13 protein-coding genes are annotated in these 12800 nt (G+C 42.0%); 8 read left to right on the top strand and 5 right to left on the bottom strand.

From position 1 onward, the window contains the following. Positions 1 to 19: 19 nt before the first annotated feature. Entirely contained in the window at positions 20 to 871 is an 852-nt protein-coding gene (locus BUC17_RS13135; protein ID WP_073365263.1) for a DUF2911 domain-containing protein, read from the bottom strand. Positions 872 to 1011: 140 nt separating this feature from the next. Between BUC17_RS13135 and BUC17_RS13130 the strand changes: the two genes are divergently transcribed. Genes BUC17_RS13130 through BUC17_RS13115 form a run of 4 tightly spaced genes read left to right on the top strand, consistent with a single transcriptional unit; the run spans position 1012 to position 4942 of the window. Continuing rightward, complete coding sequence (locus BUC17_RS13130) at positions 1012 to 1482, top strand: SRPBCC family protein (protein ID WP_073365261.1); 471 nt, start codon at positions 1012 to 1014, stop codon at positions 1480 to 1482. A gap of 2 nt (positions 1483 to 1484) precedes the next feature. After that, positions 1485 to 2183, top strand: a complete 699-nt coding sequence (locus tag BUC17_RS13125) for an SDR family NAD(P)-dependent oxidoreductase (protein ID WP_083544984.1) — start codon at positions 1485 to 1487, stop codon at positions 2181 to 2183. Beyond that, positions 2176 to 3471 (top strand): cryptochrome/photolyase family protein, encoded by a 1296-nt coding sequence (locus BUC17_RS13120; protein WP_073365257.1) that lies wholly within the window; start codon positions 2176 to 2178, stop codon positions 3469 to 3471. The genes BUC17_RS13125 and BUC17_RS13120 overlap by 8 nt, the downstream gene beginning before the upstream one ends. Positions 3472 to 3487: 16 nt before the next feature. Beyond that, a complete protein-coding gene (locus BUC17_RS13115; protein WP_073365255.1) occupies positions 3488 to 4942 on the top strand; it encodes an FAD-binding domain-containing protein in 1455 nt (484 codons plus the stop codon). Here the strand turns inward: BUC17_RS13115 and BUC17_RS13110 are convergent. From BUC17_RS13110 to BUC17_RS13095, 4 genes are all read right to left on the bottom strand, one after another. Next, positions 4939 to 5595 carry an HAD family hydrolase gene (locus BUC17_RS13110; RefSeq protein WP_073365253.1) on the bottom strand — a complete coding sequence of 219 codons (657 nt, stop codon included), beginning with the start codon at positions 5593 to 5595 and terminating at the stop codon, positions 4939 to 4941. The two genes, BUC17_RS13115 and BUC17_RS13110, sit on opposite strands and share 4 nt — an antisense overlap. Next, positions 5595 to 6092: a DUF1648 domain-containing protein gene (locus BUC17_RS13105; protein ID WP_073365251.1), complete on the bottom strand. Its 498-nt coding sequence runs from the start codon at positions 6090 to 6092 to the stop codon at positions 5595 to 5597. The genes BUC17_RS13110 and BUC17_RS13105 overlap by 1 nt, the downstream gene beginning before the upstream one ends. Further along, a complete protein-coding gene (locus BUC17_RS13100) occupies positions 6092 to 6808 on the bottom strand; it encodes a tRNA threonylcarbamoyladenosine dehydratase (protein ID WP_073365249.1) in 717 nt (238 codons plus the stop codon). Before BUC17_RS13100 ends, BUC17_RS13105 begins: the two co-directional genes overlap by 1 nt. Positions 6809 to 6972: 164 nt before the next feature. Then, positions 6973 to 7617 carry a TatD family hydrolase gene (locus BUC17_RS13095; RefSeq protein ID WP_073365247.1) on the bottom strand — a complete coding sequence of 215 codons (645 nt, stop codon included), beginning with the start codon at positions 7615 to 7617 and terminating at the stop codon, positions 6973 to 6975. Positions 7618 to 7862: 245 nt separating this feature from the next. On the opposite strand from BUC17_RS13095, the gene xerA reads away from it, so the two are divergent. The 4 genes from xerA (at position 7863) to BUC17_RS13075 (ending at position 12357) form a co-directional block, all read left to right on the top strand. After that, positions 7863 to 8906: a site-specific tyrosine recombinase/integron integrase gene (gene xerA, locus BUC17_RS13090; protein ID WP_073365245.1), complete on the top strand. Its 1044-nt coding sequence runs from the start codon at positions 7863 to 7865 to the stop codon at positions 8904 to 8906. 407 nt (positions 8907 to 9313) lie between these two features. Next, positions 9314 to 9661, top strand: coding sequence for a hypothetical protein (locus BUC17_RS13085; protein ID WP_073365243.1), 348 nt, complete (start codon positions 9314 to 9316; stop codon positions 9659 to 9661). 75 nt (positions 9662 to 9736) lie between these two features. Then, the gene (locus BUC17_RS13080; RefSeq protein WP_073365241.1) at positions 9737 to 10078 is read left to right on the top strand and encodes a heavy-metal-associated domain-containing protein; all 342 of its coding nucleotides are present in this window, start codon (positions 9737 to 9739) and stop codon (positions 10076 to 10078) included. A gap of 47 nt (positions 10079 to 10125) precedes the next feature. Continuing rightward, a complete protein-coding gene (locus tag BUC17_RS13075; RefSeq protein ID WP_073365239.1) occupies positions 10126 to 12357 on the top strand; it encodes a TonB-dependent receptor in 2232 nt (743 codons plus the stop codon). Positions 12358 to 12800: the final 443 nt, after the last annotated feature.

Raw genomic sequence — 12800 nt, 5'->3', positions numbered from 1 at the left:
CCTTATCGGGGCCTTCATTTTATTTACTCCACTCTTTAATGGAATCGTTATTCATTTTGACATAATCGTCGTTTTTCTCTTTTTGAGCACCCGCCAGTGACAATTTAGCTGTTTCGATAGCTCCTTTTTTATCGCCTAACTTCGCTTGAATCAACGATTTTAAACGCAAGTGCCAAAACGGTGCATCTTCGCCGGGTTTAACCATTCCGATGGCTTTATTAATAAACTCCAAAGCTTTGTTGTGGTCAATATTGGCTTGGTAATAGTACTGTGCTGCAGAGAAATAATCGCCTGCCGTGGGTCCCGCCAATACTTTGGCAATACTCGCCATAGCCGCTTTTTTGGAAGGTACTTCAAATTTTAACGCTACAAACGTTTTCTCCCAAGCAATTTCCAAGTCCGCTGCATCATTGGAAATATTTCCAATGCTTAAGGTAAACGTTTCAACGCGACGGTCGGTCAATATCGGTTTGGCGTTGGCACGTAAAGCAACATCCGATTCTTTAAACTCTTCGGGCGTACCCCAATTGTCGGTGGTTTTGTAAAAAATAATTTCCCAATTATCCGCTTTAGGTACTGTAAATAAGGCATATTTTCCTTTTGGTAATGCTTTCCCGTCAATGGTTACATCATCCGAAAAGGTGATCATCGAATTCAAATTGGCCCCCGTTCTCCATAATTTCCCGAAAGGAACCAAATCCCCAAAAATTGTACGCCCTTTGGCACTGGGACGGGAGTAGTCTAGAGTAACATCGGTCAAACCAACGACTTGTTGCACGGTGGTCTTCGGACTCGGTTGTGGTGTTTTTACTTGCGCTTCGATGGCATAGGTAGCCAACATAAAGGCGACAGCATAGATTAGTTTTTTCATTTGTTCTGTTTTTTAGTACCGTCAAAATTACTAAATCACCGTAGGCAAACTGTTAATTTAAACTTAAATGAATATAAATTTTGTTTAACTTATTTTTCTGTTTGTTAAACAAAGCATATCTTTACCCAAAATAAATACGTATGAAGATATACACTTTGAAGTCCAAACAAAAATTGCCTATTACTTTAGAGCAAGCCTGGGATTTCTTCTCCGATCCGATGAATTTGAACACGATTACGCCCGACGATATGGGGTTCAAAACCCTCTCAGGAGCCGATCGAAAAATGTATCCCGGACAGGTCATTCAATATATTGTGACGCCGCTTTTAGGGATTCCAATGAAATGGGTCACTGAAATCACGCACGTTATCGACAAAGAATATTTTGTAGATGAACAACGTTTCGGTCCCTATGCTTTATGGCACCACAAACATTTTTTCAAAGAAATTCCCGGAGGTGTAGAAATGGAAGATATCGTAGATTACAAATTACCTATGGGGGTACTGGGACAACTGATGCATCCCGTGTTGGTTCGTCCGCGATTGGAACAAATTTTTGCCTACCGAACCCAAAAACTAGTCGAATTATTTGGTGAATATAAATCAGAATAATTATGAAAAATATATTACTCATTGGCGGTTCCAAAGGAATTGGACGTGCCCTAGCCCAACAATTGCAATTTGAAACGAACCTTTATGTAGCTTCTCGAAGTGCTGAAGACTTGGGCGATTTAAAGTTGACCCACATTCCCTTTGATGCTACACAAGATAGCTTGGATACGAGTGCGTTACCCGCCGAACTTCACGGTTTGGTGTACCTGCCGGGGAGCATCAATTTGCGACCGTTTAAGGGCTTAAAACCCGAAGCCTTTGAGTCCGACCTACAAATTAACTTTTTAGGTTTGGTCAAAGTAATGCAAACGGTTTTACCCCAACTCACCGCAGCACCGCAGTCGAGTGTTGTGGCATTCAGTTCGGTGGCCGCAACAATGGGAATGCCCTTTCATACTTCGGTGGCCGCTGCCAAAGGAGCCATTGAAGGGTTTGCCAAAGCGTTTGCTGCCGAATATGCACCCAAAGTTCGCATGAATGTAATCGCTCCTTCATTGACCGATACACCTTTGGCGGACAAATTTTTGAATTCGGAAGAAAAAAAGGAAAAAGCGGCTTTGCGTAACCCCATGAAAAAAGTGGGAACGCCCCAAGATATTGCTCAAATGACAGCCTTTTTGTTGCACGAACAGAGCAATTGGATTACGGGACAAGTTTTTGCCGTTGATGGTGGAATGTCTACGCTTTTGGTCAATGGATAAGATATCGATTTTTTGGTTTCGAAGAGACCTTCGGGTAACCGACAATGTTGGCTTGTTTCATGCGTTAAACAGCGGCCATCCCGTTTTGCCTATTTTCATTTTTGACACCACCATTCTCTCGCAATTGCCTCCCGATGATGCCCGCGTAAGTTTCATTCACCGTTGTTTGGAGGAAATACAAAGCGCCTTACAACAGGTGGGCAAATCATTGGCCGTTTTTCATGGTACCCCCGAAACTGTTTTTGCCACATTGGTTAAAAACCATAGCATCGACACCGTTTACACCAACCATGATTACGAACCTTACGCGCGAAAACGTGACAAAACGTTGCACCAACTTTTTCAAGCGCACAACACTGCTTTTAAAACCTCAAAAGATCAAGTGATTTTTGAAAAAAGTGAAGTGGTGAAAGACGATGGAACACCTTATGTGGTTTATACGCCTTACAGCCGACGTTGGAAAGAACGTTTCAAAACCATTTCCCTCACCCACCATCCTTCAGAGACGCTTTTACATCAAGTGGTGGCCCATGATTATCCTTTTTTGACCAAGGAAGATATTGGATTTACCCCCTCAAAAATAACGGTTCGTCCTTACGATATTTCGGCTACGTTGATTCAAAATTACGAAGCTACGCGCAACTTTCCGGCGCTGAATAAAACCTCTTTTTTGGGGATTTATTTACGATTTGGTGCCGTTTCCATTCGGCAAATGATTGCTAAAGCTATAGCCGAGAAAAACGAAACTTTTTGGAATGAATTGATTTGGCGTGAATTTTTTATGCAAATCCTATGGCATTTCCCACATACGGTACAACAAAGTTTTAAGTCAAAATACGACGAAATTGTCTGGGATAACAATACCGATTGGTTTGAAAAATGGTGTCAAGGTCAAACAGGTTATCCCATTGTTGATGCGGGAATGCGGGAATTGAATGCCACAGGACACATGCACAATCGCGTGCGCATGATTACGGCCAGCTTTTTATGCAAACACCTCCTGATCGATTGGCGCTGGGGAGAAAGTTATTTTGCCCTAAAACTCCTCGACTACGAACAGGCTAGTAATGTTGGCAATTGGCAATGGGCTGCAGGAAGTGGTGTCGATGCCGCACCGTACTTTCGCATTTTCAATCCAACGGAGCAGCAAAAAAAATTTGATAAAGACTGGAAATACATTCGTCATTGGGTGCCCGAAGTAGACACTCCCTATTATGTCAAACCCATTGTCGACCACAAAGAAGCCCGTGATCGCTGTTTACGGGTATATAAAGCAGCAGTAGGATAACCCAAAGATACACCTCATGAAACTTGTATGGCTTAAACGCGACTTACGCTTGCAGGACCACGAAGCTTTATTTCGTGCCTTAGAAAGCAAGGAAAAGGTGCTTTTGCTGTATATTTTTGAACCTTCCCTACTACAAGATTGCCATTACAGCACCCGTCATTTTGATTTTATCCGACAAAGCTTGCAGGATTTACAACAGGAACTTCTGCCCTATCACACGCAAATATTGGTGGTGGAAGAAGAAGCTACGAGTGTTTTTCAAAAGCTAATTGACCGGTGTTGCCTTACGGGTGTTTATTCGCACCAAGAAACGGGAATTCAACGAACATTTCATCGGGATATCGCTGTGGCAGAGCTATTGCGTGCCAATGGAATCCCTTGGTTTGAATACGTAACCAACGGCGTTATTCGAGGGTTACGCAACCGTCAAACGTGGAAAGAAGATTGGTATGATTTCATGGAAAAACCTTGCTTTCCCTTCAGTGCCAACGGTCGATCGTTTGTGAAATATGCTGAAATTGAAAAACTCGAAATTCATTTTAAGATTCCAACGTTAGAAACCCCAACCGATACCCCTTTTCAAAAAGGAGGGCGACGGACGGGTTTACGCTACCTTCAATCCTTTTTACAAGAACGCGTTGAGAATTACAGTCGTCACATTTCCAAACCCGAATTGGGACGCAAGGGGTGCAGTCGTTTATCGCCGTATATTGCTTGGGGGAACTTATCCATACGGGAAATTTATCAATGGACATGGAACACGCGTCAAAAAGGAAAATTCAAACGCCAGATTGACAATTTCGCCTCTCGTTTGCGGTGGCAGGCCCATTTTATCCAAAAATTTGAAATGGAATGTTCGATGGAATTTCATCCGGTTAACAAAGGCTATATGCACATTCAACTTCCTGTAAACGAAGCCTATCACGAAGCTTGGTGTACAGGGCAAACTGGAGTTCCATTGGTCGATGCTTGCATGCGCTGTTTGAATGCTACGGGCTATCTTAATTTCCGAATGCGGGCGTTGGTCGTTTCGTTTTACACCCATCATTTGATGCAACCTTGGCAAAATTGCAGTCCCCATCTTGCGCGGCAGTTTTTGGATTTTGAACCGGGTATTCATTATCCACAGATTCAAATGCAGGCCGGGGTTACGGGAGTCAACATGATTCGGATATACAATCCAACCAAAAATTCGATCGAACATGATGCTGAGGGAACATTTATTCGCAAATGGGTGCCTGAATTACGCCATATTCCAGCGCCGTTTATTCATGAGCCATGGAAGTTAACCCCTATTGAACAAATGCTGTATCACTTTGAACCGGGTTACGATTATCCTTTTCCGATTGTTCCCTTGGAGGAAGCGCAAAAAGCAGCCACCGATTTTTGGTGGGGACTGCGCAAAAAACACGAAGTTCGCAAAGACAGCTCCCGGGTTTTAGCCAAACATACCTTTCCCGATCGCGATTAAACACGAGCCGCCATTGCTTCAAAGGAGAGTTCGTCAAAGTGCTTGACCACCCAATCGGCACGACTATAATCTTGATTTTTGGAATGAAAGCTGTCGTACCCAATACAAAATACATCAGCCCCTTTGGCGGCCGCAATTCCGTTGGTACTGTCCTCAATCACGATACACTCTTGAGCTTGGTGTTGCGACAACCGTACCGCTTCCAGAAATATCGCCGGATGGGGTTTGGACTGCGGAAAATCTTCACCCGAAACAATATGGGCAAAATAGGGAAACAATGCAAATCGATTGAAAACCCGATGAATGGTGACTTTGGCCGAAGACGATGCCAAAATAAGTTGAATATCGTGGGCTTTGAGTTCTTTAATCAAACGCTCCACCCCATCGAGCAGCGTTAAATCTTCTTTATGGTCAAACGCCGCATTAAACAAATCGCGCTTGGCTTGCACTAGCTCTTCAACGCTTTGTGGGAGTTCGAATTGCGTTTTGAGTTTTTGAAAAATGTTCTTAGTAGAATTGCCCGTAAAGGAAGCATACACTTCGGGGGTAACGGTAATTCCTAATTGGTCAAAAAGTTGATGATACGCAAAATGATGCACGGGCTCGGTATCAACGATAACCCCATCCATATCAAAAATGACGGTTTTTAGCATTAGCTTTGTTTGAAGAGTTGGATTAAATAATAAAAAATGGTACCGAAAAGCGCTACCAAAATGCCACCAATCACATAGGAGGTTCCCGAAAAATCAGGACGGAGGGCCACTTGAACGGTTTGCCATTGGATGGCGGCAAATATACCCACCAGAACCACTTTCAAACTGCGCATCATTTGCAAAGCCCAATGGTAAAGTCGTGGCGCATTGCTGGATGTAATAGCCACGGGATAATTAAACCATTCGGGATGACGCCCCAGAAAGGTTAACAAGGCATAGAGTGCTGTACCCGCAAGTGTTTCGCCCCAAAAAAATATTTTTCCACCATAACCATCCGGATTCCCTTGTCCATCAAAATGGATGGCAATCGTTTCGGGCAATTTCGGATACATAACAAAGGCGTACATCCAGGAGCCCAGCAACAGGAGCAGCGCTACCCCTTCGAGCAGTCGATCGGCGGTGGTGAGTGGGACTTGAATCTTGGGTTGTGGCGTCATTATTTTTTCAACAAATAACGTACTACAGTTTCCGCGGCATGGAGTCCGAATAAACAAGGCATCCAAGAATTCGTTCCATAAAACGACTTTTTGAAATTGCTTCCGTCGGTATGTTTTACACTATCATAATCCGGACGTTCGCTGGAATAGACCACTTTGATACCCCCCGAGATCCCCTCTTTTTTGAGACGTTTCCGCACGTGTTTGGCCAACGGACAGTAATCGGTTTTGCTGATATCGGTGACTTTAACTTTGGACGCTAAATACTTCCCTCCTGCACCCATGTTGCTAATTACTTTCACTCCTTTTCGCTTAGCGGCCAATAACAAATTCAACTTGGGTGTCACACTATCAATGCAATCCAAAACATAGTCAAACTCGGGTGTCACCAACTCAAATGCGCGTTCGGGCGATAAAAATTCTTTTAAAGGAGTGAGTTCTAGTTCGGGGTTAATATCCAACAACCGCGCTGCCATAAGTTCGACTTTAGGCAAACCTACCGTAGAATGCAAAGCGGGTAACTGCCGGTTAATGTTGGTAATATCAACCACATCGCCATCGACAATAGTCATTTTTCCAACGCCAGCGCGCGCTAAAAATTCGGCGGCAAACGAACCTACACCTCCCAAACCAACGACCAATACATTTGCCTTACGCAATTTTTCTAAACCTTCCGTTTTAAATAATAGTTCTGCACGTTCTTGCCAAACAGCCATGATTATGGAATTATGAGTTATGAATTATGAATTATGAGTTATGAGTTATGAGTTATGAGTTATGAATTATGAGTTATGCATTGTAAATCGACTGCAAAAATAAGGAATTGGTAGGAGAAGAAAGAAGCGCGTCGTTAACTTCTTGGCGGATTATGATCATGCCACTACTTCACGCCAAACACGTGGGCTACATTTCGTTCGATTTGCCGTTCCAGTTCGCTAACCTCTAGGTTACGGTAATGAGCGGCCTGGGCATATACCGCGGCGATCGATTCTTCAAGCGTATCGGTCTCCAAAAAGATACGGTCTTCGGGGACCGCTAGAAACGCCTCGCGAAGATCGGGATTGCGCAACAAGTATTTCCCAAACGAAAGGTACAATCCATGACGTACGAGTTCCTGTGCCAGCTGGGCATTCTTGGAAAATCCATGTACAATGAGTGGAACCGAAATTTTCAATTGTTTTTTTATCGAAAGTAATTCCTGAAAGGCTCCAACCAGGTGAAGTACTACAGGCTTTTGATGTTGTTCTGCCAACAAAAGATGGGCTTTAAAAACGTCGCACTGAAGATCAAAGGGGACTTCAATTCGTTTGTCCAAACCGCATTCGCCTATGGCCCAACAGCCTTTTTGGGTGAGGTGGTGTGCTACAATATCCAAATGTTCGGGCCATTTTTTTTCATCAATATACCAGGGATGAATTCCGATGGAGTAAACGGGTGATTTTCCCTCAAAAGCCCAAGGATATTCATTTACGAGTTCAACCCCTAGCGGCGAATTGGTGTAGCGATGCGTATGAAGATTAAACATATAAGATCTATGAATACCAATTAAAATGGAGCCCTTTGCGGGTATGAAATGCGGTCAAAAATCGAGCCACTAAGGTACGGAAAGTTTTTGATAATGGCGCTGTCTTTTGCCATCATACCCGTTTTATTATCACACTCATAAGCAGTGTTTTAGGGATATTTCTTTCTTCAAAAACTTTTATCAACAACCGTAAAACGGGGTCCTAAACCTTCTATATTTGTGATGTATCTATAAGCCTTACTATTATGAAATGGAATGCCAAATTAATTGTCTACAAAGGAGTTTCTCGTATTGGTGTATTTTTCGAGAAAAATCAATCGTTAATTCAAGAGATTAAAACGTTTGCCGATGCGCGTTGGAGTCAGTCCAATGTTTGCTGGCACGTGCCTGACACCTTTGAGAATCGTTTTATTTTCAATGTTTTACCGCCTGAAGTTCGGTTGCCCAGTCCCCAAGCCCAAGTGTATTTGGAGCGGTTTCGTCGGTATTTGCAATCGAAGCGCTACAGTGATAATACGGTGGCGACGTACCATGATGCGTTAAAAGTTTTTTTCATCTACTTCAAGGAAAAATCGGTGTTGGATTTGACCCATGACGATGTGATTGAATTCAACAACAACTACATTTTGGCGCAGCAATTGTCGGCTTCGTATCAAAACCAGGTGGTGAATGCGATCAAGCTTTTTTATCAAGTGGAGCGAGATATGAAGTTGGAAATCGAAAAAGTTCACCGGCCCAAGCGGGCGAAGAAGCTCCCGAATGTATTGAGTATGGCGGAGGTGAAGGAATTGGTTGAAGCGCCGACAAATTTGAAGCATCGCGCGATGTTGAGTTTGATTTATTCGGGGGGCTTACGGTGTGGGGAACTGTTGAAATTGAAGCCCGTTCATATTGATTCGGAGCGGAGTCTCATTTTTATTGCTCCGGGCAAGGGAAAAAAGGATCGGATTGTTCCATTGAGTGGGCGTTTGTTGCCGATGTTGCGGGAGTACTATCGGTATTACCGTCCGAAGGTGTATTTGTTTGAGGGGCAGCGGCCGGGAGAACCCTATTCGGAGAAGAGTTTACAGAGTGTTTTGAAGCAAGCGTTGGCCAAAACGAAGATAGAAAAACCGGTTACGTTGCATTGGTTGCGGCACAGTTTTGCGACCCATTTGCTAGAGAATGGTACGGATTTGCGGTACATTCAAGAGATTTTGGGTCATAACAGTAGTAAAACGACGGAGATTTACACGCATGTAAGTACCAAAAGCATCCAAAATATCAAAAGTCCGTTTGATGATTTATAAAAAAGTATTACTTTTATAAAACCCTATGAAATCAGACTTATACACCCAAATGGTTTGTTTAGGTCTGATTTTTTCGGGGGTATAAACGAGTTACCAGCAAGCGTAAAAAGACACCGACACAGCAGACAACGACCCTACCGACTGACAAAAACGCTTTACAAAACAAGTGAACAGGACAAACAGACCTATAACGACAGAACAACAGGTAAGCCAACACTCTTACCCGACCCTTCTGTATTTTTTATTTTCCCCACCGCACTTTTTTTAATTCAATTTTTAGCCAGCCCGCATTGGCACATTGGCTTTTGCCCCGACACTCAAAGCCAACGCTTCGGCAAAAGCCAAAGAGCCAATTTTGCCGACCCACAGGTTAGACTTTCGGAAACAAATCGTATCTTTGCACAGCAATGAAACTATTGACATTCATATTAGCAACTTTTATTCTGTTCCTTGCTGTTAAGCCGGGAATTGATTTGCTTTCATTGCAGGCAGACACCGAACAAACTTGTTGTGGTGGACAATGCACCCCGATTTCAGACAATGACAACTCACAAGAGCAAAACAAAGACAACGACTGTGACGGAAAATCCTGTAACCCTTTTCAGGTTTGCAGTTCTTGTGTTTTTGTTTGTTTCAATTTGCCATTAATTAGTATTCCTAAACCGACAGTTTTCTCAGAAGAAAAATTTACATACCAATCAACTTTTACATCACAATTTGCTCCTGACTTTTGGCAACCGCCAAAAATTGTTTAACGACCTTTTAAACTTTGCACCGAGAATTTTTCGGAGCATTAATTCTTTTTTGTTAAACAATTAAAATCAGAAAAAATGAAATTTATAAAATTATTCGTTTTGGCTATCATCGTATTGACAGCCACAGCAAACAGTGGGTTTTCGCAAACAACAACTAATCAAACAGCGGACAGTTTGAAAACTGCAACCATAAAAGTTAAGGGTATCACCTGTTCAATGGACTTAAAAATGATTTCCGCTAACGTGGAAAAAGTGAATGGTGTGAGAAGTTGCAAAGCTGGAAAACAAGGCACAACAACAACATTTGAAGTAAAATACAATCCTGCATTGGTAACAGAAAAAGAAATTTTTGCAGCCATTGAAAATACAGGTAGTTGCGAAAATCCAGACGAGCGACCGTATAAAGTGAAACAGTAAACAGGGTAAGGCAAAATGCCTTGCCCCTTTTTAAAACAAATAGAGCAATGAAAAAATACATCTTCATTGTTGGTTTACTGTTTCCGTTTAGCATTTCGGCTCAAAACATTTTAGGAAAAGTAACCAACGACAAAAAAGAACCGCTCATAGGAGCAAGTGTCCATTGGATTGGCACTACTATTGGCGTAACCACTGGAAACAAAGGAGAGTTTGAAATTTCCGTCAAAGACATTTCAAATAAAAAACTCATTGCAAGTTATGTAGGGCATTCATCAGACACGATTGAAATTATCAGTCAAACCTTTGTTGAGTTCCGTTTGCAAGAAACAAAAACACTTAATGAAGTGGTTGTTCAAGGGCAACGTGACGGAGTAATCATTTCAGACATCAAGCCAATTAAGACAGAGCAAATCACACAAACAGAACTTGGTAAAGCCGCCTGTTGCGATTTGGCAGGTTGTTTTGAAACACAAACCACTGTGCAACCTCAAACGACCAATGTAATTACGAACTCAAAAGAGTTGCGGATTTTGGGTTTATCAGGCGTTTACAATCAGGTGCTGATTGACGGCTTTCCATTGATACAAGGTTTGTCATACACTTATGGCATCAGCAGTATTCCAGGCACATTGGTTGACAATATCTATGTTTCAAAAGGTGCAAACAGCGTATTGCAGGGTTATGAAAGCATAAGCGGACAAATCAATGTAGAAACTAAAGAACCTGACAAAACCGACCGCTTGTTGCTCAATGCTTATATGAACAATTTTTGGGAGAAGCATTTTAACGCCAACTATGCTTTTAAGCAAGGTAAATGGAGCAACTTAACAGCGTTTCATACTGTGCAACCTGCCAGCAAAATTGACCGAGACAAAGACAATTTTCTTGACTTGCCTTTGCTTACCCGTTATATGATTTCCAACAAATGGAAATACGGCAATGAAAAAGATTGGGGTTGGAACAGCCGAATTGGTTTACGTTTTTTCAATGAACAACGCATTGGCGGGCAAACTTTTTTCAATGCAGAAAGCGATAAAGGAAGCACGAGTATTTATGGACAGAGTGTAAATATCAACCAACCTGAAATTTGGACAAAGACAGCTTATCGTGTAAACGATAAACACAACATCGTTTTGTTTGCCTCGGCTTTTCACCAACAGCAAAACTCCTTTTTCGGCACGGTGAAATACAACGCACAGCAAACAAATTTTTACGGTAATATTCAGTATGAACTGAACTATGCCAAACACGATTTGAAAACAGGAATTAGTTACCGCCATTTGAACTTGAATGAAGATATTGCATTTACCGATACATTTTTATTGCGGACTTATGCAGGAAATTATCAACGGTTGGAAAATATTCCCGGACTTTTTGCGGAAAATACAATGCGATTTTTCAATAATAAACTCACTTGGATTGCAGGAGTTCGGGGCGACCTCCACAACCAATTCGGTTTTCAGTTTACGCCAAGAACTTTGTTGAAATACGACATTGCACCCAAAACCATTGTTCGGGCTAATGTTGGAACAGGTTGGAGAACGGCAAACTTATTTAGTGAAAACATCGGATTGCTTGTTAGTTCAAGAGACATCATTTTTGCCGAGCAATTACAACCCGAAAAGGCTGTGAACTTTGGCGTAAACCTGACACAAAAGTTTGAAACGAAAGACAACAACCTTTCAGGCTATTTCAGTGCGGACTTTTACCGAACCGATTTTCAAAATCAAATTTTTCCCGACTATGACACCGACCCGACTAAAGCAATTATAAAAAACTTCACAGGAATAAGTGTAAGCAATGGTTTTCAGGCAGAATTGTATTTAAAAATTTACAGACGATTTGAATTAAAAACAGGGTATAACTTTTTGGATGTTTACAGAAAAATTGGAGAAACCAAACAGTTATTGCCGTTCAACCCAATGCACAAAGTTCTGACAACTTTCAGTTACAAACCATTGACAAACAAATTTCACTTTGATTTAAATGTACATTGGTATGGAGAACAACGTTTGCCCGACACGAAATCAAACCCGACTGAATTTCAACGACCTGACTTTTCACAACCTTACACAATTTTAAATGCACAGTTCACTTACAACTTCAAAAAGTTTGAAGTTTATGCCGGTTGCGAAAACATTTTTGACTTCCGACAAAAACAACCGATAATCAGTTGGCAAAACCCGTTCAGCCCATACTTTGACACATCTTCCGTTTGGGGTCCGACACGGGGACGAGAAATTTATGTTGGAGTAAGATTTAAGTTGAAAAAAGAATAATCCAACCAAAAAGCAAGCACATACCGCAGCCACACAATGCCAACGCAAAACCAAAGCTGTGGTAAGAGCTTGCTTTTCCGACCCAAGAAAAATTGAATTAAAAAAATCTCCTCCCCCTTTGAAAATAAAAAATACCCGACACGCAAACCCCGACAGAAAAATAAGGGCTGACTTAAAACCATTGACAGTAAAGCGTTTCAGGACACGGACGACAGAACGCCAGCTGGTAACAGCGGTTTGGCAAAAGTGGCGGTTCAGTGCTTCGTATGACAGTTTTTCGTAAATTTGAAGTGTGTGCTTCGTATGAACATTTGTGGTAAAATCGCCACCTTCGCCAAGCCGCAAACCGTTACCAGCAATATTAACGAAACTCCTTAAAAAATTGACTCTTTCAAAAAGACATCACTATATCCCAGAATTTTATATAAAAGGATTCGTTGGAA

Origin of the sequence: Flavobacterium fontis (assembly GCF_900129405.1) — a bacterium.
Lineage (GTDB): Bacteria > Bacteroidota > Bacteroidia > Flavobacteriales > Flavobacteriaceae > Flavobacterium > Flavobacterium fontis.
Note: the sequence above shows the minus strand (reverse complement) of the source record. Positions and strands in the feature narration are given on the sequence as shown.

Coding starts and splice junctions, on each gene's coding strand:
- BUC17_RS13135 (WP_073365263.1), bottom strand. CDS start 871: ATGAAAAAACTAATCTATGCTGTCGCCTTTATGTTGGCTACCTATGCC.
- BUC17_RS13130 (WP_073365261.1), top strand. CDS start 1,012: ATGAAGATATACACTTTGAAGTCCAAACAAAAATTGCCTATTACTTTA.
- BUC17_RS13125 (WP_083544984.1), top strand. CDS start 1,485: ATGAAAAATATATTACTCATTGGCGGTTCCAAAGGAATTGGACGTGCC.
- BUC17_RS13120 (WP_073365257.1), top strand. CDS start 2,176: ATGGATAAGATATCGATTTTTTGGTTTCGAAGAGACCTTCGGGTAACC.
- BUC17_RS13115 (WP_073365255.1), top strand. CDS start 3,488: ATGAAACTTGTATGGCTTAAACGCGACTTACGCTTGCAGGACCACGAA.
- BUC17_RS13110 (WP_073365253.1), bottom strand. CDS start 5,595: ATGCTAAAAACCGTCATTTTTGATATGGATGGGGTTATCGTTGATACC.
- BUC17_RS13105 (WP_073365251.1), bottom strand. CDS start 6,092: ATGACGCCACAACCCAAGATTCAAGTCCCACTCACCACCGCCGATCGA.
- BUC17_RS13100 (WP_073365249.1), bottom strand. CDS start 6,808: ATGGCTGTTTGGCAAGAACGTGCAGAACTATTATTTAAAACGGAAGGT.
- BUC17_RS13095 (WP_073365247.1), bottom strand. CDS start 7,617: ATGTTTAATCTTCATACGCATCGCTACACCAATTCGCCGCTAGGGGTT.
- xerA (WP_073365245.1), top strand. CDS start 7,863: ATGAAATGGAATGCCAAATTAATTGTCTACAAAGGAGTTTCTCGTATT.
- BUC17_RS13085 (WP_073365243.1), top strand. CDS start 9,314: ATGAAACTATTGACATTCATATTAGCAACTTTTATTCTGTTCCTTGCT.
- BUC17_RS13080 (WP_073365241.1), top strand. CDS start 9,737: ATGAAATTTATAAAATTATTCGTTTTGGCTATCATCGTATTGACAGCC.
- BUC17_RS13075 (WP_073365239.1), top strand. CDS start 10,126: ATGAAAAAATACATCTTCATTGTTGGTTTACTGTTTCCGTTTAGCATT.